21 protein-coding genes are annotated in these 23,792 nt (G+C 71.8%); 13 read left to right on the top strand and 8 right to left on the bottom strand.

The annotated features are described in order from the left end of the window. Window positions 1-28 precede the first annotated feature (28 nt). Window positions 29-529 (top strand): hypothetical protein, encoded by a 501-nt coding sequence (locus F4560_RS27980; protein WP_184924806.1) that lies wholly within the window; start codon window positions 29-31, stop codon window positions 527-529. Window positions 530-749: 220 nt separating this feature from the next. Here F4560_RS27980 and F4560_RS27975 read toward each other — a convergent pair whose 3' ends face one another. Genes F4560_RS27975 through F4560_RS27960 form a run of 4 tightly spaced genes read right to left on the bottom strand, consistent with a single transcriptional unit; the run spans window position 750 to window position 4,368 of the window. Beyond that, on the bottom strand, window positions 750-1,268 hold the full coding sequence (locus F4560_RS27975; RefSeq protein ID WP_312869518.1) for an NUDIX hydrolase: 519 nt from the start codon (window positions 1,266-1,268) through the stop codon (window positions 750-752). A gap of 29 nt (window positions 1,269-1,297) precedes the next feature. After that, window positions 1,298-2,689, bottom strand: coding sequence for a coenzyme F420-0:L-glutamate ligase (locus F4560_RS27970; protein ID WP_221483671.1), 1,392 nt, complete (start codon window positions 2,687-2,689; stop codon window positions 1,298-1,300). Next, window positions 2,625-3,590: a 2-phospho-L-lactate transferase gene (gene cofD, locus F4560_RS27965; RefSeq protein ID WP_184924800.1), complete on the bottom strand. Its 966-nt coding sequence runs from the start codon at window positions 3,588-3,590 to the stop codon at window positions 2,625-2,627. Before cofD ends, F4560_RS27970 begins: the two co-directional genes overlap by 65 nt. Before the next feature lie 25 nt (window positions 3,591-3,615). Continuing rightward, the gene (locus F4560_RS27960; RefSeq protein ID WP_184924797.1) at window positions 3,616-4,368 is read right to left on the bottom strand and encodes a site-2 protease family protein; all 753 of its coding nucleotides are present in this window, start codon (window positions 4,366-4,368) and stop codon (window positions 3,616-3,618) included. Between the two features lie 268 nt (window positions 4,369-4,636). On the opposite strand from F4560_RS27960, the gene F4560_RS27955 reads away from it, so the two are divergent. Further along, on the top strand, window positions 4,637-4,942 hold the full coding sequence (locus F4560_RS27955) for a WhiB family transcriptional regulator (protein ID WP_051773102.1): 306 nt from the start codon (window positions 4,637-4,639) through the stop codon (window positions 4,940-4,942). A gap of 69 nt (window positions 4,943-5,011) precedes the next feature. Beyond that, complete coding sequence (locus F4560_RS27950; RefSeq protein ID WP_184924794.1) at window positions 5,012-8,296, top strand: glycosyltransferase family 2 protein; 3,285 nt, start codon at window positions 5,012-5,014, stop codon at window positions 8,294-8,296. Between the two features lie 8 nt (window positions 8,297-8,304). Here F4560_RS27950 and F4560_RS27945 read toward each other — a convergent pair whose 3' ends face one another. After that, the gene (locus F4560_RS27945) at window positions 8,305-8,748 is read right to left on the bottom strand and encodes a metallopeptidase family protein (protein WP_184929437.1); all 444 of its coding nucleotides are present in this window, start codon (window positions 8,746-8,748) and stop codon (window positions 8,305-8,307) included. 160 nt (window positions 8,749-8,908) lie between these two features. Here F4560_RS27945 and F4560_RS27940 point away from each other — a divergent pair, with 160 nt between their 5' ends. From F4560_RS27940 to F4560_RS27915, 6 genes are all read left to right on the top strand, one after another. Continuing rightward, window positions 8,909-9,268, top strand: coding sequence for a DUF3499 domain-containing protein (locus F4560_RS27940; protein WP_184924791.1), 360 nt, complete (start codon window positions 8,909-8,911; stop codon window positions 9,266-9,268). A 77-nt stretch (window positions 9,269-9,345) separates the two neighbouring features. After that, the gene (locus tag F4560_RS27935; protein WP_184924788.1) at window positions 9,346-10,698 is read left to right on the top strand and encodes a phosphomannomutase/phosphoglucomutase; all 1,353 of its coding nucleotides are present in this window, start codon (window positions 9,346-9,348) and stop codon (window positions 10,696-10,698) included. A gap of 5 nt (window positions 10,699-10,703) precedes the next feature. Next, window positions 10,704-10,901: a Trm112 family protein gene (locus F4560_RS27930; RefSeq protein ID WP_184929436.1), complete on the top strand. Its 198-nt coding sequence runs from the start codon at window positions 10,704-10,706 to the stop codon at window positions 10,899-10,901. Window positions 10,902-10,907: 6 nt separating this feature from the next. Then, window positions 10,908-11,987: an SIS domain-containing protein gene (locus tag F4560_RS27925; protein ID WP_184924785.1), complete on the top strand. Its 1,080-nt coding sequence runs from the start codon at window positions 10,908-10,910 to the stop codon at window positions 11,985-11,987. A 4-nt stretch (window positions 11,988-11,991) separates the two neighbouring features. Beyond that, window positions 11,992-13,206 carry a mannose-6-phosphate isomerase, class I gene (gene manA / locus F4560_RS27920; protein ID WP_184924782.1) on the top strand — a complete coding sequence of 405 codons (1,215 nt, stop codon included), beginning with the start codon at window positions 11,992-11,994 and terminating at the stop codon, window positions 13,204-13,206. Between the two features lie 42 nt (window positions 13,207-13,248). Further along, window positions 13,249-14,169 (top strand): cation diffusion facilitator family transporter, encoded by a 921-nt coding sequence (locus tag F4560_RS27915; protein WP_184924779.1) that lies wholly within the window; start codon window positions 13,249-13,251, stop codon window positions 14,167-14,169. Window positions 14,170-14,230: 61 nt separating this feature from the next. Here F4560_RS27915 and F4560_RS27910 read toward each other — a convergent pair whose 3' ends face one another. Next, a complete protein-coding gene (locus tag F4560_RS27910) occupies window positions 14,231-15,745 on the bottom strand; it encodes an amino acid permease (RefSeq protein WP_184924776.1) in 1,515 nt (504 codons plus the stop codon). A gap of 112 nt (window positions 15,746-15,857) precedes the next feature. Between F4560_RS27910 and F4560_RS27905 the strand changes: the two genes are divergently transcribed. Then, window positions 15,858-17,147: a glutamate mutase L gene (locus F4560_RS27905; RefSeq protein ID WP_184924773.1), complete on the top strand. Its 1,290-nt coding sequence runs from the start codon at window positions 15,858-15,860 to the stop codon at window positions 17,145-17,147. On the opposite strand, the gene F4560_RS27900 is transcribed toward F4560_RS27905, so the two are convergent. Then, entirely contained in the window at window positions 17,104-19,479 is a 2,376-nt protein-coding gene (locus F4560_RS27900) for a hypothetical protein (RefSeq protein ID WP_184924770.1), read from the bottom strand. The genes F4560_RS27905 and F4560_RS27900 overlap by 44 nt on opposite strands. A gap of 140 nt (window positions 19,480-19,619) precedes the next feature. Here F4560_RS27900 and ahcY point away from each other — a divergent pair, with 140 nt between their 5' ends. Beyond that, the gene (gene ahcY / locus F4560_RS27895) at window positions 19,620-21,083 is read left to right on the top strand and encodes an adenosylhomocysteinase (protein WP_184924767.1); all 1,464 of its coding nucleotides are present in this window, start codon (window positions 19,620-19,622) and stop codon (window positions 21,081-21,083) included. A gap of 45 nt (window positions 21,084-21,128) precedes the next feature. Here ahcY and F4560_RS27890 read toward each other — a convergent pair whose 3' ends face one another. After that, window positions 21,129-22,088 (bottom strand): hypothetical protein, encoded by a 960-nt coding sequence (locus F4560_RS27890; RefSeq protein ID WP_184924764.1) that lies wholly within the window; start codon window positions 22,086-22,088, stop codon window positions 21,129-21,131. A gap of 140 nt (window positions 22,089-22,228) precedes the next feature. Here F4560_RS27890 and F4560_RS27885 point away from each other — a divergent pair, with 140 nt between their 5' ends. Further along, the gene (locus tag F4560_RS27885) at window positions 22,229-22,870 is read left to right on the top strand and encodes a dTMP kinase (protein ID WP_184924761.1); all 642 of its coding nucleotides are present in this window, start codon (window positions 22,229-22,231) and stop codon (window positions 22,868-22,870) included. Window positions 22,871-23,055: 185 nt separating this feature from the next. Beyond that, window positions 23,056-23,733, top strand: coding sequence for an MtrAB system response regulator MtrA (gene mtrA, locus F4560_RS27880; protein ID WP_015104936.1), 678 nt, complete (start codon window positions 23,056-23,058; stop codon window positions 23,731-23,733). The last annotated feature ends 59 nt before the right edge of the window (window positions 23,734-23,792 follow it).

Genomic DNA, 23,792 nt, shown 5'->3' with positions numbered 1-23,792 from the left:
GCCCAAGGCACACGCAGGAGAGATCCGGATGGACCCCCGCGCTCGGGCCGACGCGGCGTTGGCCCGTGCTCGTGCACGTGGCATCCACGTCGTGACGCCGGACAACATGACGTCGCCGATGGACTCCTCGGCAACCCAACAGATCCCGCGCGCCATGGTCAACGCGGTCGACCCGCACGGCGCCGACCCGGACTCGACCATGGTCCTGTCCGCACACGTCGCCGCAGGTCACCCCGCACCACACCCCGCGCACCCCGCACCGCACCCCGCGCAGCAACCCGCACCCCCCGCGCAGCAGGGCGCACCGCACCCCGCACCCCCCGCGCAGCAGGGCGCACCGCACCCCGCACCCCCCGCGCAGCAACCCGCACCCCCCGACCCAGAGCCGGAACTCCGCGCAGCCCCCGGCCCAGTGCCGACGGTCCAGCAGGTGCCGACCTCCCGCCCGTCGCTGTCACAACGCCTCTCCGGCGGCCCAGACCAGCGCCCGCCCGGCCTCACCCAACGCCTGAACGGCAACGACCGCTAGCCCACCCCCGCGTGAGTCCTACGTTCAGAACGCGCGAGTCGTACCTTCAGGACCACCGTGTCCTACGTTCAGGACCCCCGAATTCAACGCTCAGAACAGTCGATCTTGTACTGAGCGTTGAACTCGGGGGTCGCGAACGTAGGACTCACGCGTTCTGAACGTAGGACTCACGGGGGCTGAGTGTTCGACACGCGGGACCTGGAGGTTCGACTCGCGCGGGTTAGCGGAGGCGGGCTAGGGCGGCTTCGATCATCGGGTGCAGGTCGTCGACGTTCGACGGCATGCCGTCCAGCGGCCACCACTGGAGGTCGATCGACTCGGCGCTGCGGCACGGCTGGGCGTCGACCGGCGCACGGACCAGGAACCGCACGTCGAAGTGACGCGTCGGCTTGCCCAACGAGCACGTGATCGGGTGCACGTCCAAGTGGATCGGCACGGGCTCGATCCGCAGACCCTGGATCCCCGACTCCTCCCGCGCCTCCCGCAACGCCGCCGAAGCGAGCGTGGTGTCGGACGGCTCGCAGTGCCCGCCCAGCTGGAGCCACCGCCCCACCCGCGGGTGCAAGGTGAGCAACGTGTGGTCCGCCGTGGCGTTCAGCACCAAAGCCGACGCCGTGATGTGCCCCGGCTCGCACGAACGCGCGCAAGCGTCCTCACGAGCCGCCAGGAACCCCAGGTACGCCTGCCGCATCGACTCCTGCGTCGGATCCGCCGGACGCCAAGCGTCCAAGGTCGACACCACGTCGGCGTGCAAGCTCGAAGAAGGACTCACAGTTCCAGGAACCCTTCGTCAACCGCACCCGGCACCCGCGGCGTCAGTTCCGACTCCGGGTGCCCGATCGCCACCGCGCCCAACGGCTCCCAGTCGGCCGGCAGGTCGAGCACCTCACGCACCACGTCCGGGCAGAAGATCGTGGACGACACCCAGCACGACCCCAGACCCTCGGCCGCCAACGCCACCAACAGCCCCTGCACGGCCGCGCCACCCGCCACCGTGAACATCGTCCGCTCCGCCGCCGCCCGCCGCTCGTCCGGATACGCGTGCGCACCGGCCCGCACCAGGAACGGCACCACGATCTCCGGCGCGTTCCGCAGGAAATCTCCTCGCGCCACCCGCGCCGAGACCCGCGCTTCCGACAACCCGTCGGCACGGAGGTCCGCACGCCAACGATCACGCATCGCGTCCAGCAGCAAGTCCCGCTTCACCGTCAACCGGACGAACCGCACCGGCCGAGTGTGATGCGGCGCGGGCGCGGTCAAAGCGGCGGCCACAGCCCGACGGATGGCGGGCACCGACACCGGGTCACCGGTGAACGACCGCACCGAACGGCGCATCAGCACCGCCTCCGCCCGCCCCTGCGCCAACGCCTCGGCCGTCCCCATCCGGAACAGGTCCTCCGCGACCGGCCGGGCCAGGTCACGGGCGGTGGAACCGTCGTCGGTCACGGGCAGCCCGCGCACCACCGCCACCGGCACCGCGCCCAGCTTCCCCTTCACCAGGTCCGCCGCCGCCGCGATCTCGTCGGCCACCGCCACCTCGGTCACGACCAACGGGTTCCCGAACCGGTCCACCGAACCGCCGTACCGGTGCAGCACGGCCAACCCGGACGCCCCGATCGCCGCGTCCGTCTGACCGACCCGCCAAGCCCGACCCATCGTGTCCGTCACGACGACCGCCACGGACACGCCCAGGCGAGCCGCCAACGCCGACCGCAACGCCGCCGCCGACCCGTCCGGGTCCACCGGCAGCAACGCGATCTCGTCCGCCGCCACGTTCGACGCGTCCACACCGGACGCCGCCTGCACGATCCCCAGCTTGTTCTCGGTGATCAACGTCCGCCCGCGCCGGGCCAGCACGCGCACCGACTCGGCCTCGACCCACTCCCGCCGCACGGCGTCCCGCTCCTCCGGCGAAGCGGGCACCGGGACCAGCCGACCCTCTACTTTGGACAAGACCTTGGACGTCACCACGACCACGTCACCGTCCCGCAACCACGGCGCGGCCGAGGCGAGAGCCGCCGCCAGATCGTCACCGGGCCGGAACTCCGGCAGCCCGGTCACGGGCAGCAGCGTGATCCCCGAAGGGGAAGCGTGATCAGCCAACGTCGACCCCGGCCAGTTCCAGCGCCGCCCGCGCCATCGCGGCCGTGGCGTCCACATCGGACATCAGCAACGGCACCGCGCGCACCGCCACCCCCGGCACGTCGGAACGGTCGCCCGTGTGCACGAGCCAGCCGTCCAGCACGCCGCGGTCCGTGGTCTTGCGCGACCCGTAGTACCGGCCGACGGCCTCGGCGGACGTCTCCACGCCGATCGCCGCCAGGCACGCGTCCGCCATCCCGCGCAGCGGCTTGCCGCCCACTATCGGCGACAGCCCCACCACCCCGGCCTCGGTCTTGCGCAACGCGTCACGCACCCCCGGCACGCCCAGGATCGTGTTCACGCTCACCACCGGGTTCGACGGCGCGATCACCACCGCGTCGGCGTCCCGCAGCGCGTCCAGCACGCCCGGAGCGGGCGTCGCCGTCTCCACCCCGACCGACGCGAACGACCGCGCCGGCAGTTGGGCCCGGTGCTTCACCCACCACTCCTGGAAGTGGATCGCCCGCTCGCCCTCCTCGCTCGTCACGACGACGTGGGTCTCCACCCGGTCGTCCGACATCGGCAGCAGCCGCACGCCGGGCTCCCAGCGGTGGCACAGCGCCTCCGTCACGGCCGACAGCGGATACCCCGCCCGCAGCATCCGGGTCCGCACCAGGTGCGTGGCGACGTCCCGGTCGCCCAGCCCGAACCACGTCGGGTCGGCTCCGTAGGCGGCCAGCTCCTCCTTGACCGCCCACGTCTCGCCCGCACGGCCCCAGCCGCGCTCCGCGTCGATACCGCCCCCGAGGGTGTACATGCAGGTGTCCAGGTCGGGACAGATCCGCAACCCGTGCATCCACACGTCGTCACCCGTGTTCACCACGGCGGTGATCTCGTGCTCCGGCCCGTCCAGGAGGCTCTTCAGCCCGACCAGGAACCGCGCCCCGCCAACCCCGCCAACCAGTACGACGACCTTCACGAGTCGTCATCCTTCCACCGGGCCGTCACCGCCAGAACATGAAGGTGCCCTGCCCGAGCGCGGCCAGGTACCGGTTGCCGCCGATCAGCTCGAACGCCGAGTAGGCGGCGTTGAAGAACAGCGCCGCGATCGTCGGGAACCCGATCAGCACCGCGAACAGCACGAACGGCGCCCACGGCCGCACCTTCGCGCCGAACTGCTGGGCCGAGTACGACATGTACGGCTCGATCACGCCCCACCCGTCCAGACCCGGGATCGGCAGGATGTTGAGCACGAAAGCGAGGATCTGGACGGCGGCCAGGTACGACAGCGCGGCGGCCAAACCCGCCGGCGGCGTGAAGAGAATCACCGACATCGCCAGCAGCACCCCGAGCACCAGGTTGCTCAGCGGACCGGCCAGCGACACCATCGACTCCACCCGCTTGTCGCGCAGCGCGTGGTGGTTGATCCACACCGCGCCGCCGGGCAGCGGGATGCCGCCGAACGCCAGCAGCACCAGTGGCAGCACGATGCTGAACACGGGGTCGGTGTACCGGCGGATGTCGAGGGTCAGGTACCCCTTCGCCTTCACCGCGTAGTCGCCGCCGCGGTAGGCCACGATCGCGTGGCCGAACTCGTGCAGGCACAGGGAAACCGCCCAGCCGCCCAGCACGAAGAAGACCGTCCCGGCGGTCACCGCCGCGGTGGAGTCTTCGAACAGGGTCAGCACGGCGCCTGCCACCGTCACCGCGAGCAGGCTGAGGAACAGTGGACTCGGACGCACCGCTGATCGCTTCACCCTTCCAGTGTGGCCTCCCCGATCGGGTGGGTCGCCGGCCGTCCGTAGGCCGTCCGCGCTCCCGTTATCGCTCGGCGCACTGCCCCAATCACCGTCTGTGCTGCTAGTCAAGGGTTTTCGGGCCATTGGCGGGAATATCCCCCGTCCTGTGGACTCGGCTTGACCGCGTGTTGTGACACAGGTGTAATCACATCGGTGTCATTCGTCGTTGTGGGGACGGCGAGTGGTGTCCGCCAACCGGGGAGAGCGGAAGGCGAGGAGGCGGACTATGCAGGAATTCGACGGGGGTCGCATCGTGGACGGGGACGTCCCGGCACAGGAGCCGGTCGTACTCGACCTGTTCGACGCGGCCGATGAGCAGGACTGGCAGGAGCGCGCCCTGTGCGCGCAGACCGACCCCGAGGCGTTCTTCCCGGAGAAGGGCGGCTCGACCAGGGAGGCCAAGCGGATTTGCCTCGGCTGCGAGGTGCGCTCCGAATGTCTGGAGTACGCCCTCCAGCACGACGAGCGCTTCGGCATTTGGGGCGGGCTGTCCGAACGCGAGCGGAGGAAGCTCAAAAAGCGCGCGGTGTGATCGCTTGCGCGGTGGCTCTGGCTTACCGTGGTCGTCCCACGGGGAGTCGGAGCAACTGAGGAGCGGACCTTGACGAGCGGGGCCACTCCGCGGCTGCGCACCGCGCCCGTGCTGGCAGTGCTGGTGTGCCACGACGGCGACCGGTGGTTGGGCACGGCGCTGTCCGCGCTGCGCCGGCAACGACCACGGCCGCGGCACGTGATCGCGGTCGACACGGGCTCTGTCGACGGCACCGCGAAGGTGCTCGCCGAGGCCGCCGAAGGTCTCGATCGGGTGATTGACGGTGTCCTCACGCTGCCCCGCGGCACGGGTTTCGGCGCGGCGGTGCACGCCGCCGTCGACCACGCCGTGCAGCGCTGGGGCGATCCGGGCACGTGGCTGTGGCTGCTGCACGACGACTGCGCGCCGGAACCGGACTGCCTGTCCGCACTGCTGACCGCGGCCGAGGTGTCGCCGTCGGCGGCCGTGCTGGGGCCGCTGGGTCTCGACTGGACCGATCCCCGGCTGGTGGTGGAGTCGGGGCTGTCGACCGACGCGTCCGGCCACCGGCAGACCGGCATGGGCCGGGTGGAGTTGGCCGGGTCGTTCCAGCAGAGCACCGAGGCGCTGGCGGTGTCGTCGGCCGGGTCGTTGATCCGGCGCACGGTGTGGGAGTCGCTCGGCGGCTACGACCGGGCGATGCCGTTGCTGCGCGACGACATCGACTTCGGCTGGCGCGCGAACCTGGCGGGCCACCTCGTGCTGTCCGTTCCCGTCGCCCGGATGCGGCACGCGCGCGCGGTCAGCCGTGGCTCGCGGCGGTTGGACGCGGCGGCGGCACGGCCGGGTCCGGCGTTGCGCGGCGTCGACCGGGCGCACGGGCTGCGGACGTTCCTGGTCAACTGCGGGACGTTGTCGTTCGCCTTGGGACTGCCGCGGATCGCGGTGCTCGCGTTCCTGCGCGCGCTCGGATTCCTGTTGCTGCGCCGGTTTTCGGACGCGCACGCGGAGATCGGCGCGCTGCGGTACCTGTTGAGCGGGCGGGCCAGGTTACGGGCGGGACGTGCCGCGCGGCCGGTCCACGGGGGCGTGCCCGGCCTGTTCACGAGCCGGATCACCCGATTGCGCAACGCGATCCGGGGTGCGTCCACTCACCTGATCCGGCGACGGGTCGAGGCCGACCTGGCGTTGGGACGTCTGCCGGAGGACGAGGGGCGGCCGGGCACGTGGTCGGCTCCGTCCGAAGTGGAGCGTCGGGTGGTCGGGCCGGCGGCGCTGCCCGCCGGTGTGCTGACCCGACGTCGGCCGGTGCGGGCGACCGGTGGGCTTCGTCGGCCTCTGGTGGCCGTGCCGGTGGACGCGGCGTTGCCGCCTTCGGAGCGCCCCTCGCCGAAGCCGCGACCTTCGCCGGTGCCCCGTGGTTCGGCCGCGCCGGGCGTCGTGTTCGTGGAGGTCGACCGGGCGCGGGTGCTGTGGTCGCTGGTGCTCGGGCCGCCGTTGCTGCTGGTCCTGGGGTTGGCGGTGTTCGGGATCCTGGCCAACGCGTCCCGGATCGGGCTTGACCTGGCGGGTGGCCGGCTGCTGCCGGTGGGCGATCTCGCCTCGACCTGGTCGTCGTACCTGGCCACTTGGCATCCGGTGGCGGGCGGGACGACGGCGCCCGCGCCCGCGGCGTTGGCGGTGCTGGGGACGGTCGGCGTGCTGTTCGGGTCGCCCGCCGTGCTGGTGGCGGTGCTGTTCATCGGTGACGCGCCGTTGGCCGGGCTGGCCGCCTACGTGGCTTCACGGGGGATGCCGGTGCGGCGGCCCGTCCGCGCCCTGGTGGCGGCGGGGTACGCGTTGCTGCCGGCGGCCACGTCGGCGGTGAGCCAGGGGCGGCTGGACGTGGTCGTGGTGCACGTGATGGCGCCGCTGGTGTTCGCCGGGGTGGCGTCCGTGCTGCGGGGTGGGGCGGGTGCGGCGTGGCTGCCGGTGGCGTCGGGGACGGCGTTGGCGGTGGCCGTGGTGGGGGCGTTCTCGCCGCTCGTGCACGGGCTGGTGGCGTTGGCGGCGCTGATCGGGTTCGTGGTGGTGCCGGGGCGGCCGGGTGACGGGCGGCGGCGGGTGGCGTCGCTGTTCATGATCGTGCTGCTGCCGGTTGCGTTGCTGCTGCCGTGGCCGGCGGTGGTGTTGCAGCACCCGTCCGTCGTGCTGCACGGGGTGGGCGCGTTCATGGAGTCGCCCGCGGTCGGGTTGGTGGACCTGCTGTCGTTGCGGCCCGGCGGGACGGGGTCGGTGCCGTTCGTCGGGTTCCTGGTGGTCGTGTTCGCGCTGCTGGCCTTGGTGCTGCGGCCGTCGCGGTCGATGCCGGCGGGGTTGGCGGTGGTGGTGCTCGGCGGGTTCGCGCTGATCGTGCTGCAGACCGTGTCGCTGTCGCCGCTGCCCGGCGGTGACGCTTCGCCGGGGTGGGCCGGCGCTCCGTTGGTGCTGGTCGGGTGGGGGTTGCTGTGGGTGGTGCTGTCGGCGTTCCGGCGGGACGTGGCGCCGGTGCCGTTCCGGCGGGTGGTGTCGGTGGTCGGGGTGCTCTCGGTGGTGGGGCTCGCCTGCGCCGGGTTCGCCGGGTTGCGGTCGGGGGCGTTGACGGCGGACGCGGTGCGGTTGCCGTCGACGGTGGCGCAGGAGTTGCCGCGGACCGGGCGGTCGGTGCTGGTGCTGGGCACGCCGGGGACGCCGACGCGGCTGGTGGCCGGGCGGCTGCCCGCGTTCGGGGATGACGACTACGTGCCCGTGCCGACGGCGGTCGCGCGGTTGGAGCGGTGGTCGCGGGACCTGATCGGCGGCTCGTCGGAGACCACCCGGCTGGCGTTGGCGCAGGCGGCGGCTTCGGGGGTGGCTTTCGTCGTCCTGCCGGACCGTGCGGCGGCCCAGCGGTTGCGGGACGCGGCTGGTGACCTGGTGGGCGTGACGCCGGCGATGTCCGACGGCCGGCCGGTGTTGCGGGTGCAGTTGGCGGCGGGCAACGCCGTGCTGCTGTCACCCGAGCTGGCGCGGCGGGCCCGGACCGGCGGCAACCCGTCGGTGGAGCTCGGCACACCCGGGATCGCCCCGGTCGAAGCCGCACCGCCGGAGGTCGGCGTCCAGGTGTCCGAAGGTCCCGAGGGACGGCTTCTGGTGCTGGCCGCGGCGGAGGAGCCGGCATGGCGTGCGTGGGTGAACGGACGTGAGGTCCAGGTCGTCCGCGCTTGGGGCCACCTGGTCGGTGTGACGGTGCCCACCACGGCGTCGGAGGTTCGCGTGGAAGCCGCCTCGACCCTCCGTGAACTCCTGCTGATGCTCCAGGCCGCCGCCGCCCTCTTCACCCTGCTGACGGCTATCCCCACCCGCCGCCGCCCCTGACGGGACGGCTATTCGCCGTCGATCACGTCGGGGTCGAGGCCCAGGTAGTTGGCGATCTGCTCGACGAGGACGTCGTGGATCAGGTCGGACAGGTCGGCGCCGTCCTTGGCACGGGCTTCCAGCGGACGGCGGTAGAGGACGATGCGGGCCCGGCGGTCGGCGCCGGCCGGGACCAGCCGCGCCAGGGGGACGTTCCCGTCCTCGACCACGTCGCCGTCGTCGCCCGACTGGATGTCCGGCACGTCGTCCACCGCGACGTCCAGCTGCGTGAGCTCGGTGCGCCACCGCGCCTCGATCGGCTCCAGCGCCTCCAGCACCAACGCGTCGAAGCGCTCCGCCCGGCTCCGGGCCGCCGGCAGCGTGGCCGGGTACAGCGGGCCGCGCAACCCCCGACCGTGCCGATCGCGGTTGCGTCGCCGCGGAGTGCCCTGTCGCCGTGAACCCCGAGCCATCACCACGGGGTAGAGGGTAGTTGCACCCGACAGCCGTACCCGAGCGGGACGGCCGGAGGACCTTCACGACCAGGCAACTTGCCGAAGCACGGGACCGCCTCCAGCGCCGCGCCGGAGGTAATCCAACACACGCCGCGCGGGACGCGATATCGTCCCCGCCGTGCGGAGCGTGAGACGGTGCTCGCGAACCGGGTGCGCGAACCCGGCAGTCGCCACGCTCACGTACGCCTATGCGGACTCGACCGCGGTGGTCGGCCCCCTGGCGACGTACTCCGAACCGCACTCGTACGACCTCTGCGAAGAACACGCCCTGCGCCTCACCGCCCCCCGTGGCTGGGAGGTCGTCCGCCACCAAGGCGAGTTCCGGGCCCCCGAACCCACCGTGGACGACCTGACGGCGTTGGCCGAGGCGGTCCGCGAAGCCGGTCGGGTTACCCCGCCGATGGAGGTCCCGGAGTTCCCGGCGGGCACCATCAGGCGCGGTCACCTGCGCGTTCTGCCCGATCCCAACGAAGACTGAACGACCGGACACGACGCTTACGCGCGCGCCGGTAGGCTTCCCAAGGCAGTGTCAAGAGCCAACTTGGGAGTGTGGCCGTGCGCGATCTGTCCGGCATCGTCAAGGCTTACGACATCCGCGGTGTCGTCGGCGAACAGCTCGACGCCGACGTCGTACGCGACTTCGGCGCGGCGTTCGCCCGCCTCGTCGGCGGCCCGGCCGTGGTGATCGGCCACGATATGCGCGACTCGTCGCCCGGCTTGGCCGCGGCGTTCGCCGAGGGCGTCACGGCGCAGGGCGTCGACGTGGTCAACATCGGCCTGGCCAGCACCGACATGCTGTACTTCGCCTCCGGCAAGCTGGACCTGCCCGGCGCGATGTTCACCGCGAGCCACAACCCGGCCAAGTACAACGGCATCAAGCTGTGCCGTCCGGGCGCGGCGCCGGTCGGCCAGGACAGCGGCCTGGGTCAGATCCGCGAGGACGCCGAGCGCGGTGTCCCGGACGCCGAGGGCGTCACGAAGGGCGCGGTCACCGAGCAGGACATGCTCACCGACTACGCCGCCTACCTGCGTGATCTGGTCGACCTGAGCACCAGCCGGCCGCTGAAGGTCGTGGTCGACGCGGGCAACGGCATGGGCGGCCACACCGTGCCGAAGGTCTTCGAGGGCCTGCCGATCGACGTCGTGCCGATGTACTTCGAGCTGGACGGCAACTTCCCGAACCACGAGGCCAACCCGCTGGACCCGAAGAACATCGTGGACCTCCAGGCCAGGGTCATCGCGGAGAAGGCGGACGCCGGCGTGGCGTTCGACGGCGACGCGGACCGCTGCTTCGTGGTGGACGAGCGCGGCGAGCCGGTGTCCCCGTCCGCCATCACCGCCCTGGTCGCGGTGCGCGAGCTGGCCAAGGACCCGGGCGGCACGATCATCCACAACCTGATCACCTCGCACGGCGTGCCCGAGATCGTCCGCGAGCACGGCGGCGTGCCGGTGCGCACCCGCGTCGGCCACTCCTTCATCAAGGAGGAGATGGCCAAGACCGGCGCCATCTTCGGCGGCGAGCACTCCGCCCACTACTACTTCCGCGACTTCTGGCGTGCCGACACGGGCATGCTGGCCGCACTCCACGTGCTGGCGGCGCTCGGTGAGCAGGACGGCACGCTGTCCGACCTGACCAGCGCCTACTCCCGGTACGCGGCGTCGGGCGAGATCAACTCCACGGTGGACGACCAGCTGGGCAGGCTGGCCGCCATCAAGGCGGAGTTCGGCGGGCGCGAGGGCGTCGAGCTGGACGAGCTGGACGGCCTCACGGTGAACCTGCCGGACGGCTCGTGGTTCAACCTCCGTGCGTCCAACACCGAGCCGCTGCTCCGGCTCAACGTCGAAGCCGCCGACGCGGCCTCCGTCGCCGCGTTGCGCGACGAGGTCCTGGCGATCGTGAGGGGATGAGCGTCGTGGCTGTCCAACTCGACCCGCAGTTGATGGAGATCCTGGCCTGCCCGTGCCCCGAGCACGCGCCGCTGAAGCCGGGCACCGCGACCGACCCGCTGGCGGACTACCTGACCTGCACCTCGTGCGGCCGGTCGTTCCCGGTCCGGGACGGCATCCCGGTGCTGCTGCTCGACGAGGCTGTCGAGCCGACGGCGGGGTGATGCCAGGTGCTCGACGACACGCTCCTCGACGACCAGTACCGGCTCGGTGACGCCGACCGGGAAGGTCTGCTGCGCGCGGCGGCACGGGCGGGCGCGCAGGTCCGTGCGACCGCCGAGGCGGCCGACGAGCTTGGCGTCGCCCGGGTGTTCCAGGAGCGCCCACGGGCGTTGGTGCTGATCACCCGTCCGGGTGTCGGCACGGCCATCGCCGGTGTGGTGACGGCCCTGCTCGGGCCGCGCTGCCCGGTGCCGGTCGTGGTCGCGGACGACGTGCCGACGTGGGTGGGCGCGCTGGACGTGGTCCTCGCGCACACCGAGGACCCCGGTGACGTGCAGATGGCCGAGTCGGTCGACCGCGCGGCCCGGCGTGGCGCGCGGGTGCTGCTGACCGCCGAGCCGGAGGGCCCGGTGGCCGCGTCGGCCGCGCAGCACGCGTTCCTGATCCCGCCGCGGGTGCCCGTGCCGCCCGGGTTCGGCTTCGCCCGCGGTTTCGCCGCGTGGGCGGTGGCGCTGAAGGCGTTGGGCCTGCTCAACGTGGACGTGCAGGCGGTCGCGGACGAGCTGGACCGGGAAGCCGAGCGGTGCCACCCGATGCACGAGTCGTTCGTGAACCCGGCCAAGACGCTGGCGCTGCGCATCGACGGGCGCACCCCGCTGCTGTGGGGTCTGGACGACCTGGCCACGGCCGTCGCGGTGCACGGAGCCGGCGTTCTCGGCACTTATGCGGGCGTGGTGAGCGACGTGGCCGGCTATCCTCAGGCGCTGACCCGGTCGGTGCTGCACCGCCGGGCCGTGCGCGGCACGTCCGGTGACGACCTGTTCGCCGACCCGGACGACGAAGAGCAGGCCGGCCTCGTCCGCGTGCTGCTGCTGGCCGTGCGCCAGGGCCCGCAGGCCGATTTCGCCCGGCGGGTCGCGATGGAGACCTTGTCCGGAGCCGACGTGCTCGAACCGGCCGAGGAGGTGAGCGGCGGGGACGCCGTGTGCGCCGCGCTGCTCGCCCTCCGGTTCGAGTTGGCCGCGCTGTACCTGGGTCTGGCGGCGGGAACGCTGGGCGGACCCGGGCTGTACGCGCCGGCCGTATGAGGGGATGACTGTGGAACTGCTGCACAACGCGGTGCGCGCGTACGCGTGGGGATCACGCACCGCCATCGCCGAGCTGCTCGGGAAGGAGGTGCCGACGCCGCACCCCGAGGCCGAGCTGTGGATGGGCGCCCACCCCGGCGACCCGTCCCGGGTGGTGGGTCCGGACGGTTCGCGGTCACTGCTGGAGATGCTGGCCGACGACCCGGACGGCCAGCTGGGCGCCGCGCACGCCGACCGCTGGGGCAGCCGGCTGCCGTTCCTGCTGAAGGTGCTGGCCGCGGAGGAGCCGCTGAGCCTCCAGGCGCACCCGTCGGCCGAGCAGGCGGCGAACGGGTTCGCCGCCGAGGACGCGGCGGGCGTGCCGATGGACTCGCCGATCCGCAACTACAAGGACCCGTCCGCGAAGCCCGAGCTGGTCTGCGCGTTGACCGAGTTCCACGCGTTGGCGGGGTTCCGCGACCCGCTGCGGACGGCGGTGTTGCTGCGGTCGCTGGACGCGCCGGACTTCGCCCCGTACGCCGAGCTGCTGGCGTCCCAGCCGGACGGTGACGGCCTGCGGGCCCTGTTCACCACGCTCATCACGTTGCCGCAGACCGCGCTGGACATGCTGTTGCCGCAGGTCCTGGACGCGTGCGTGCTGCACGTGAAGGAGCACGGCGAGTTCGACCTGGAGTGCCGGACGATCCTGGAGCTGGGCGAGGCGTACCCCGGTGACGCGGGCGTGCTGGCCGCGTTGCTGCTCAACCGGCTGGTGCTCCGGCCCGGTGAGGCGATCTACCTGCCCGCCGGCAACCTGCACGCGTACCTGCACGGCACCGGCGTGGAGATCCTGGCGAACTCGGACAACGTGCTGCGCTGCGGGTTGACGCCGAAGCACGTGAACGTGCCGGAGCTGATGCGGGTGCTGGACTTCCAGTGCGGCGACATGCCGGTGCAGACCGGCGCCGAGACGTCACCGGGGCTGTGGTCGTACTGGACGCCGTGCCCGGAGTTCGAGCTGTCCCGGATCGAGGTCGGGCCGTCGGTCCACGTTCGAGTGGATCACAGCGGGCCGCAGATCATGGTCTGCACGCGTGGCCGGGCGCGGTTGTCGAACGGGAGCCAGTCGCTCGTGCTGGAGCGCGGCCAGTCGGTGTGGTTGCCCGCGAGCGACCCGGCCGTGGTGGTCGAGGCCGATGTCGAGACCCAGCTTTTCCGGGCGACCCCCGGCGTTGAGTAGGGTCACACCGACAAATCGGACTTGTGCGCTTAGGGAGCAACCGTGTCAGCAGGGGGCGGGACCAAGGCGATCATCGCCGCGCTGGTGGCCAATGCCGGGATCTCAGTGGCCAAGTTCGTCGGCTTCCTGATCACCGGATCGTCGTCGATGCTGGCCGAGTCGGTGCACTCGGTGGCCGACACGTCCAACCAGGGCCTGTTGCTGCTCGGGCAGAAGACCGCGCAGCGCAAGGCCACTATGAGTCACCCGTTCGGGTTCGGTCGGGACCGCTACTTCTACTCGTTCATCGTCGCGCTGATGCTGTTCAGCCTCGGCTCGGTGTTCGCCCTGTACGAGGGCATCCACAAGCTCGAGGCGCACGAGCCGCTGAGCAGCCCGATGGTCGCGGTGGTCATCCTGGTCGTCGCGATCGGCCTGGAGATCTACAGCTTCCGCACCGCGATCGTGGAGTCGCAGAAGATCAAGGGTGACGCCACGTGGTGGCAGTTCATCCGGCAGTCGAAGGTGCCCGAGCTGCCGGTCGTGCTGCTGGAGGACGCGGGCGCGCTGTTCGGCCTGGTCCTGGCGCTGATGGGCGTGGGCCTGTCGACCATCACCGGCGACCCCGTGTGGGACGCGATCGGCACGATCTGCATCGGTGTGCTGCTCGGCGTGATCGCGGTCATCCTGATCGTGGAGATGAAGTCGCTGCTGATCGGCGAGGGCTCGGCGCCCGCGGAGCTGGACGTGATCACGAGCCAGCTGGCGGCGGGCAAGGTGCAGCGCGTGATCCACATCCGGACCCAGTACATCGGGCCGGACGAGCTGCTGGTGGCGGCGAAGATCGCGCTGAACCCGGGCCTGTCGATCGCCGAGGTGGCCGAGGCCATCGACGACGCGGAGCAGCGCGTGCGCAACAAGGTGCCGTCTGCTCGGCTGATCTACCTGGAGCCCGACCTGGACCGGTCGCTGGCCAAGTCGTAGGTTTTCGGCGGTGCGAAGGGGCGACGAGCCGTTGTGCTCGTCGCCCCTTCGTCGTCCGGTGTCAGGGGATCTCGTCGTGCTTCACCACGGGTACGGCGGTCGCGCCGCGTTTGCCCAGCACGGAATGCCGGCGGCTGTACACGAAGTACAGGACGACGCCAAGGGCCATCCACGCCAGGAACCGGACCCACGTCAACGCGGTCAGGTTCAGCATCAGCCACAGGCACGCCAGGATGGCGAGGACCGGGACCAGCGGCACCAGTGGCACGCGGAAGCCGCGCGGGAGGTCGGGGCGGGTCTTGCGGAGCACCAGGACACCCGCCGAGACCAGGATGAACGCGAACAGCGTGCCGACGTTCACCATCTCCTCCAGCCTGCCTGCCGGGAAGAAGCCCGCCGCGACGGCGACCAGCACACCGATGATCACGGTGATCCGGTACGGCGTGCCGTGCTCGCCAGTGTGGGCCAGGCCGCGCGGCAGGAGGCCGTCCCTGGACATCGCGAACAGCACCCGCGACTGGCCGAGCATCAGCACCATCACCACCGTGGTCAGGCCCGCCAGCGCGCCGACCGAGATCACGGTGGCCGCCCAGTCCACCCCGTTGGCCGAGAACGCCGTCGCCAACGTCGCCCGCGTGCCGTCCGGCTGGGTCTTGAGCTGGTCGTACGGCAGCATGCCGGTGATCACCAACGACACCGCCACGTACAGCACCGTCACGATCGCCAGCGACCCGAGGATGCCCCGCGGCACGGCGCGCTGAGGGTTCCGGGTCTCCTCGGCGGTCGTGGCGACCACGTCGAAGCCGATGAACGCGAAGAACACCAGCGACGCGGCGGCCAGCAGCCCGAGCACCCCGTAGGTACTGCCTTCGAAGCCCGTGACCAGCGAGAACAGCGACTGCTCCAGGCCGCTCGCGGTGGTGCCGCCGGATTGGGCGGGCGGGATGTACGGGCTGTAGTTCGCCGCCTTGATGTACCCGATGCCGAGCACGATCACCAGCAGCACCACGGCCACCTTCACCGCCGTGATCACCGCGCTGACCCGCGACGACAGCTTCGTGCCGACGACCAGCACCGCCGTCAGCACCGCGATCAGCAGCAACGAGCCCCAGTCGACGTCGACCCCGGCCACCGGCACGGTGGTCTTCACCGTCACGCCGAGCTGCCCGAGCACGGTCTGGAGGTACAGCGACCAGCCCTTGGCCACCGCCGCCGCGCCGACCGCGAACTCCAGCACCAGGTCCCAACCGATGATCCACGCCATGAACTCGCCGAACGTCGCGTAAGAGAACGTGTACGCGCTGCCCGCCACCGGCACGGTCGAGGCGAACTCGGCGTAGCACAACGCGGCCAGCGCACACGCCACCGCCGCCAGCACGAACGCCAACGACACCGACGGCCCGGCCAGGTTGCCCGCGGTGGACGCGGTGAGCGTGAAGATGCCCGCGCCGATCACCACCGCGACGCCGAAGACCGTCAAGTCCCACGCGGTGAGGTCCTTGCGCAGCCTGGTGTCCGGATCATCGGTGTCCGCGATCGACTGCTCGATCGTCTTGGTGCGCCACAGCTCTCTCATTTGCGCGACCTCGCCGTGGGTGGTCTGGTGGTGGGTCGTGGATGGGCGGGTGTGTTGGTCCGTTCAGCCTAAAGGAGGGGTCCGACAATGGCCGCCCGGTAGTTTTGCCCGCATGACCGTGCTCTGCCTGGACATCGGCTCGACGTGGACCAAGGGCGCCCTCCTGTCGCCCGCCGGCGACCTGCTCGGCACGGCACAGCACCCGACTACCCCGTCGGAGGTGCTTCAAGGCATCGACGCCGTCACGAAAGCCCTCGGCCCGGCCGAACGCACGCTCGCGTGCTCGTCCGCCGGCGGTGGCCTGCGGCTCGCGGTCGTGGGGCAGGAACGGCTGGTCAGCGCCGAGGCCGGGTACCGGGTGGCGTTGTCGGCGGGCGCGAAGGTCGTCCACGTGTCGGCCGGACCGCTCGACGGCGCGGGCATCCGGGCGTTGCGCGCCGCCGCACCCGACGTCGTCCTCCTCGTCGGCGGCACCGACGGCGGCGACCAGTCGGTGCTCCTGCACAACGCCCGCCGGATCGGCGCGAACCGCATCGCCTGCCCGATCGTGCTCGCCGGCAACGTCGAGGCCCAGCCGGAGGCCGTGGACCTGCTCGCCGGCCGAACGGTCGTGCCCACCGCCAACGTGCTCCCCGACGTGGGCGAACTCGCGCCGGGCCCGGCACGTGCCGCGATCCGCGACGTGTTCCTGGAGCACGTGATCGGCGGCAAGGGCCTGTCCCGAGGACCGAGGTTCCGCGGGCTCGTGCGGGCCGTCACGCCGGACGCGGTGCTGAGCGGCGTGTCACGGCTGGCCATGCAGGACCGGGAAGGCGCGGTGCTGGTGGTGGACGTCGGCGGCGCGACCACGGACGTCTACTCGGCGGTGTCCACTGTGGAAGGTCCGGAGCGCACGGTGGCGCTGCCGCCGGACCGCCGCACGGTCGAGGGCGACCTGGGCATGCGCTGGTCCGCGCCCGGCGTGGTGGCCGAGGCGGTCGCGGAGAAGCTGATCGACAAGGCGGAAGCCGCCGTGCTGCACGAAGAGGCCGCCGCACGGGCCGCCGACGTGGGCTGGCTGCCCGACGACCCGACCGTGGACCGCAGGCTCGCGGGCCTCGCCGCCGTGCTCGCGATCCGCCGTCACCTCAGGCTCGTGGACGGCCAGCTGGGACCACAGGGCGCGGGCCTGCTCGTGCTGTCCGGCGGCGTGTTCCGGCACGCCGAGTCCACCTCGGACATCGAACGCGTGCTGCGCGCCGACCCCGTCCTGCGCCCGATCCTCCGCAACGCCGCCGTCACCGTCGACCGCGACTACGTGCTCGCACCGGCCGGTCTGCTCGCCGAGGCCGGCCACACCGAAGCCGCCGACCGCCTGCTCACTTCTTTTCCGGTGACACCACCGGCGCCTGTCGCGCGATAGGCAGCACGGGGGGCAGCGGCTCGGGCGTCTCCAGACCGGCCGCGATGGCCACCGCCCGGTCCCACTCGGGGTCGGACGTGTAGTCCGCGTGCCGGTTCACGCCCGGAGCCCACCGCCGACCGGGGAACGGCCCGCGCTGGGGATCGGGCAGCCAGTGGTCGCCGCCCAGCACCAGCGCACCCGTCGGACCTCGCAACGCCGGCGGCAGCGCGCCCGACGTCCCGTCCGGCCGGAACCCCGTGCCGAGCAGCATCCCGTCGTACACCTGCCGGTTCCACGTCATCACCGCGCCGCCCAGCGCGTCCGTGCCCCGGCACAGCGACCGCCACCGCCCCTCCAGCCCACCGGCCAGCGACTCCAGCGAACTGTGCGGCACCACCGCCGGGAACGCCCGCGGGTACGCCCATTGGAGCTGCGACCCCGCGGTGACGAGCCCCACCCGTTCGGCCTCGGACGGCGGCAGCTCCTCCAGCAACCGGGCCGCCGCCACCGCCGCGAGCAGGCTGCCCTGGCTGTGCCCGGCCAGCACCACCCGCACGCCGGGGTCGGACAGGTGCTCCCGCACCCGCGCCACCAGCTCCGGCACCACCTTCAACGCGTAACACGGCGGCACGACCGGGTGCGCCTCGCGCGGCCAGAACGCCGCCAGATCGGCCAACACCCCGACCTGCCGGGCCTTGTCGGGCCGCCGTGCCGCCAGGTACACCGCCCGGAGCAGCGACAACGCCAGCACGGCCAGCACGACCACGCCGAAACCGGAGACCGGCCGCGTCCACGTCGGCGGGTCGATCTCGCGCAACCGCAGGAACGCCGAGGGCACCGCGCCGACCGCCAGCACCGTCGCCATCACCAGCACCACGTGGTGGCTGTGCCGCCGCTGCCACCGCGCCCACCACCACGCCCGAGCGGCGCGCTTCACGTCACGTGCGCGCCCCGCGTGCAACAGGGACGCCTCGCGCGCCCACTCCTTGTTCCGCCGCAGCGAACTCCACCGCATCATCCCGGTCGTCGCCGCCATCACCACCGCCGCCAGGAACGCCAGCACACCGGCCACACCCCACAACAGCGCGATGTAGTCGTACCCGCGCGGCAGCACGCCGTGCCCGAGCACCCGGCGCACGGTCAGCGCGATCCCCGCGCCGAACCCGCCACCGAGCAGCGCGGCCACCGCCACCACCGGCGCGGCCATCCAGCCACCGGCCCACGGCCGCAGGTCACGCGGCTGCGCCGACCACGTGCGCCGGGCCAGCAACGCGGCCGGCACCAGCAGCAACCCGATCAGCACGCACACCGCCGCGACCAGCGCGGCCACCATCTGCACGGCCAGGTCCGCGCCCGGCAGCCGAACCGGCAGCCGGACCAGCAACCCGGTCGCGACCAGCAACGACAGCCACGCCACCACTTGCAACACCCGCCGCGGCCCACGTCCCAACGCGGCCCGCAGCCACCGCCCGCCCCGGTGCGGCGCGCCGCCGGTCGGGTCGTCCAGCAGCATCGCGCCCATCGCCGACACGCCGACCAGGGTGATGCCGAGCACCCAGCACACGGTGATCGCGGCGCCGTGCCAGCCGGGCGCGAGCAGCGGACCCAGCGGCCCGCCCAACGCGATCACCACGGCCGTGCCCAACCCCGCCACGACGTGCAGCACGCGCAACGCGGGCGTGTCCGGATCGGTGGCCACGTGCGCGCCGGGCAGCCCGGACCGGCTGCCTTCGGCCGCGGGCACCTCCTTGCGCTCGATCCGCCAGTCCACGCTCGACATCCGGTGCAGCACCAGCACGGCCAGCGCGATCGGCGCCAGCCCCACCACGGCGCGCACCCACGGCGTCGTGCTCATCCACGACGGCCCCCACAGGCACGTCGCACCCGGCGCGAGGCACTGCGCGGCCACCAGGTCCAGGCTGATCACTTCCAGCTGCGCCACCAGCAGCACGGTCAGCAGCAACGCCGCCAGCCTGAGCAGCGCTCGCAGCCCCACGCCCAGCAGGTGCGCGGGCACGGAGCCGGTGGGCGTGGGCGGCAGCATCCAGTGCGCCACGTTCGCCAGCGAGAACGGGAACAGCAGCGCCCACGTCGCCTTGGCCCAGCCGCCGGACGTCATCCGGCCCCACACGTAGCCCTCGACGACCCGCGTCACCGGACGTCCCGCGGCCTGCAACACCGGGCCGGGCGCGGGTCTGCGCAGGCGGTCGGCCGGGCGCACGACGCGGCCCAGCCCGTCGCCCGCCACGTCCACCGCCGCCACCGCGTCCACAAGGGACTGCGGCGTGGTGCCCTGGACGCCGTGCACCCGCAGCTCGACCACCCGTGTGTCGGGGCCGGGAATCAGCACGTAAACCCTCCCGTGAACATCACTTCAGCTTTGCCATACTGGTCTATCGGCCCCCGGATGGGAGGCCACCTCGGCGGCCCGGCGTGGCGGGCCGTGACCGGGAGGTATGGTCGGGCGAACCCGAGATGTGAGGAATGCGCATGATCGCCGACAGGCTCCAGACCCTTAATGGCCTCGACTTCGCCGTGGCGGACCTGTCCCTTGCCGAGTTCGGCCGCAAGGAGATCCGGCTGGCCGAGCACGAGATGCCAGGGCTGATGGCGCTGCGCCGCGAGTACTCGGAGGTCTACCCCCTCAGGGGCGCGCGGATCTCCGGCTCGCTGCACATGACGGTGCAGACGGCCGTGCTGATCGAGACGCTGGTGTCGCTCGGCGCCGAGGTCCGCTGGGCGTCGTGCAACATCTTCTCCACCCAGGACCACGCCGCCGCCGCGGTCGTCGTCGGCCCCCACGGCACCGTGGAGGAGCCCAAGGGCGTCCCGTGCTTCGCCTGGAAGGGCGAGACGCTGGAGGAGTACTGGTGGACCGCCGAGTCCATGCTGACCTGGCCCGACGGCGGCGGCCCGAACATGATCCTGGACGACGGCGGCGACGCGACGCTGCTGGTCCACAAGGGCGTGCAGTACGAGAAGGCCGGTGTCGTGCCGCAGCCCGAGGCGGACGACCCCGAGGAGTGGGCGCTCATCCTCGACACGCTGCGCAAGTCGCTCGCGGCGGACAGCGGCAAGTGGACGAGGATCGCCGAGGGCATCCGCGGCGTGACCGAGGAGACCACGACCGGCGTCATGCGGCTGTACCAGCTGGCCGCCGCCGGTGAGCTCCTGTTCCCCGCGATCAACGTGAACGACGCGGTGACCAAGTCGAAGTTCGACAACCGGTACGGCATCCGGCACTCGCTGATCGACGGCATCAACCGCGGCACCGACGTGCTGATGGGCGGCAAGGTGGCCGTGATCTGCGGTTACGGTGACGTCGGCAAGGGCGCGGCGGAGTCGCTGCGCGGCCAGGGCGCCCGGATCGTGGTGACCGAGATCGACCCGATCTGCGCGTTGCAGGCGGCGATGGACGGCTACGAGGTGCGGACCCTCGAAGAGGTGATCGGCCGCGCCGACATCGTGATCACGACGACCGGGAACAAGGACGTCGTGCGCGTCGAGCACATGGAGGCCATGAAGCACCAGGCGATCCTGGGCAACATCGGCCACTTCGACAACGAGATCGACATGGCCGGCCTGGCCCGGTACCCCGGCATCCGGCGGGTCAACATCAAGCCGCAGGTCGACGAGTGGGTGTTCCCGGACGGCCACACGATCCTCGTGCTGTCCGAGGGCCGGCTGCTCAACCTGGGCAACGCCACCGGTCACCCGAGCTTCGTGATGTCCAACTCGTTCTCCAACCAGGTGATCGCGCAGGTCGAGCTGTTCACCAAGTACGAGGAGTACGACAAGGAGGTGTACCGCCTGCCGAAGGTGCTGGACGAGAAGGTCGCCCGGATCCACCTGGAGGCGCTGGGCGGCAGCCTCACCAAGCTGAACAAGGACCAGGCGGAGTACATCGACGTGGACGTCGAGGGCCCGTACAAGCCCGAGCACTACCGCTACTGAGCCTGTGAGTCGGAACGGTCGGGGCCTCGCGTCCCGGCCGTTCCGCTATGTCCACTCGACGCTGATGGCGGCGATGCCGGGCCCGATGTCCTCGAAGTAGGCGCTGGCGTACCCGCCCAGCCCGCACACCAGCTCCTCCAGGTCCACCGGCGGCGTCTCGGCGTCCACCCGGAACTGCTTGGTGCAGCGGGCGGGCAGGGCGCGGCGGTTGAAGGCCAGTTGCAGCAGGTAGCTGCGGCACGGCTCGCGGAACGTCCGTCGGTGGCCGGGTGTCGGGCCGCCGGTGTCGTCCACGACCGTGAAGCTGAACACGTGCTCCTCGCCCTCGGCGAGCCTGCGGTCGAACAGCAGCTCGAACGCCAACCCCCGGGTGGCCGACTGCCTGCGCAGACGTCCCAGCCGGCAGCCCTCGCCGGGCCGCACGAGCGCGTTGTCGATCAGGCAGCCCTCGTCGCCCTGGTGCACGGCCAGGAACCGGTCCGGCCCCGCCTTCGCCGCCCGCACCACGATCCGCGTGGTGATCGACCGCTGCTCCCGTTCCGGGCCGATCAGCACGGTGTCGTGCACCGACACGACCTCGATGTCGGTGTTCGCGCCGACGTCGGTCACGGCCTCGAATTCCGTCAGCACCGGCACGGGTGACACCCAGCCGTGTGGTCGGGCGAGGCGTGGTTGCGGCCGGTTGCCGACGAGCGCCACCAGGGACTCGGGCGGGAGCCGCAGCACGGTCTCCAGGGCACGCACGGTAGCGATCGCACGTGGCACTTCCGGGTGACGCAGGCCGCGTTGCCAATAGCTGAGCGTGGACTGCCCGACCTGCACGCCCTGCTGCTCCAGGTGTGCCCGCAACCGGGCCAGAGACAGGCCGCGGTGCGCGATGGCGTCGTGCAAAGCGCGGTGGAACGGTCCGTAGCGCAGTGTTTCGGCGAGGTTGCCGGGCAGGCTCGCGGGCGGATGGGCGCCCGGCTCGTCCGCCGGTCTGGCGTGCCCGGAATCCGCGGTCACCGCGGCACCACCCTTTCGCGCAACCGGAAATGGGGTTCACCGTAGTCACTCAATCTGGTGACGGAAAGGATCTATCATCACCCATGTGGGGGACATGATGCCGCCGATCGTGCGCGGGCGCGGCCCCTTAGGGTGGTCGCGTGGGAAAACTCGTCGTGATCGAAGGCTTGGACGGCGCCGGTAAGCGCACCCTGGCCAAGGCCCTGACCGACGCGCTCGACGCGCGCGGCGCGAAGATCGCCACCGGCGCGTTCCCCCGTTACGACGAGGACGTGCACGCCGATCTGGTGCGCGACGCGTTGCACGGCAGGCTCGGCGACCTGACCGACTCGGTGTACGGCATGTCGGTCCTCTACGCCCTCGACCGGCGCGGCGCGGCGGACAAGATCCGCGCCGACCTCGCCCAGTACGACGTGGTGCTGCTCGACCGGTACATCGCGTCCAACGCCGCGTACGGCGCGGCCCGCCTGCACCAGCCCGCTGACGGCGAGTTCGTGGCGTGGCTGAGGTCGCTGGAGGTGGAACGCTTCGGGTTGCCGATCCCCGACCTCCACCTGCTGCTGCGCGTGCCGGCGGGGGTCGCCGCGGATCGTGCGGCCCACCGTGAGGCGGAGGAGGCGAGGGGTCGGGACTTGTACGAGTCCGACGGCGGCCTTCAAGCACGCTGTGCAGCCGTTTACGACGAGTTGGCCGCTTCCGGGTGGCTATCGCCGTGGGAAGTCCTGGACGGCACCGCCGACCTCCGCGTCGAGCTCATCCTCGACCGGTGGTTCACCCATTAGTGTGAGAAAGTAACAAAACGTCACCGGTCTGCCGATGAGTCGCTGACGATTCCCGTTCAGCGAGACGAGGTGGGCTGGTGGATCGGCGACAGAGACTGGCTACGGAGTGGACCCGTCCGGCGACCAGCAGCGATGACCGCTGGGCGGTGCGTGGACTCCCGACAGCTAGTGGGACGATGTTGGGTATGAAGGCACGCGTGCTCGTCGTGGACGACGACCCCGCTTTGGCGGAGATGCTGACCATCGTGCTGCGGGGCGAGGGCTTCGACACCGCTGTGGTGGCCGACGGCGCACGCGCGCTGCCCGCGCTGCGCGAGCTGAAGCCGGACTTGGTCCTGCTCGACTTGATGCTGCCCGGCATGAACGGGATCGACGTCTGCAAGGCGATCCGGTCCGAGTCGGGCGTTCCGATCGTGATGTTGACCGCCAAGAGCGACACGGTGGACGTCGTGCTTGGCCTGGAGTCCGGCGCGGACGACTACGTGGTCAAGCCGTTCAAGCCGAAGGAGCTGGTGGCGCGCATCCGCGCCCGCTTGCGCCGCACCGAGGCCGAGCCGGCCGAGGTGTTGCAGATCGGCGACCTGACCATCGACGTGCCCGGCCACGAGGTGCTGCGCGAGGGCAAGCCGATCCAGCTCACGCCACTGGAGTTCGACCTGCTCGTGGCGCTGGCCCGCAAGCCGCGCCAGGTGTTCACCCGCGAGGTGCTGCTGGAGCAGGTGTGGGGCTACCGGCACGCGGCGGACACCCGACTGGTGAACGTCCACGTGCAGCGGCTGCGCTCCAAGGTGGAGCGCGACCCGGAGCACCCCGAGGTGGTCCTGACCGTCCGAGGCGTCGGGTACAAGGCCGGCCCGCCGTGATCGTCGGCGTCGGCACTCCGCGACGCCTAACGGGACCACCACGCGAGGTCGCGTCGATC

Origin of the sequence: Saccharothrix ecbatanensis (assembly GCF_014205015.1) — a bacterium.
GTDB classification, from domain to species: domain Bacteria; phylum Actinomycetota; class Actinomycetes; order Mycobacteriales; family Pseudonocardiaceae; genus Actinosynnema; species Actinosynnema ecbatanense.
The sequence above is the reverse complement of the archived record's forward strand: the minus strand, read 5'-3'. Positions and strand labels throughout refer to the sequence as shown.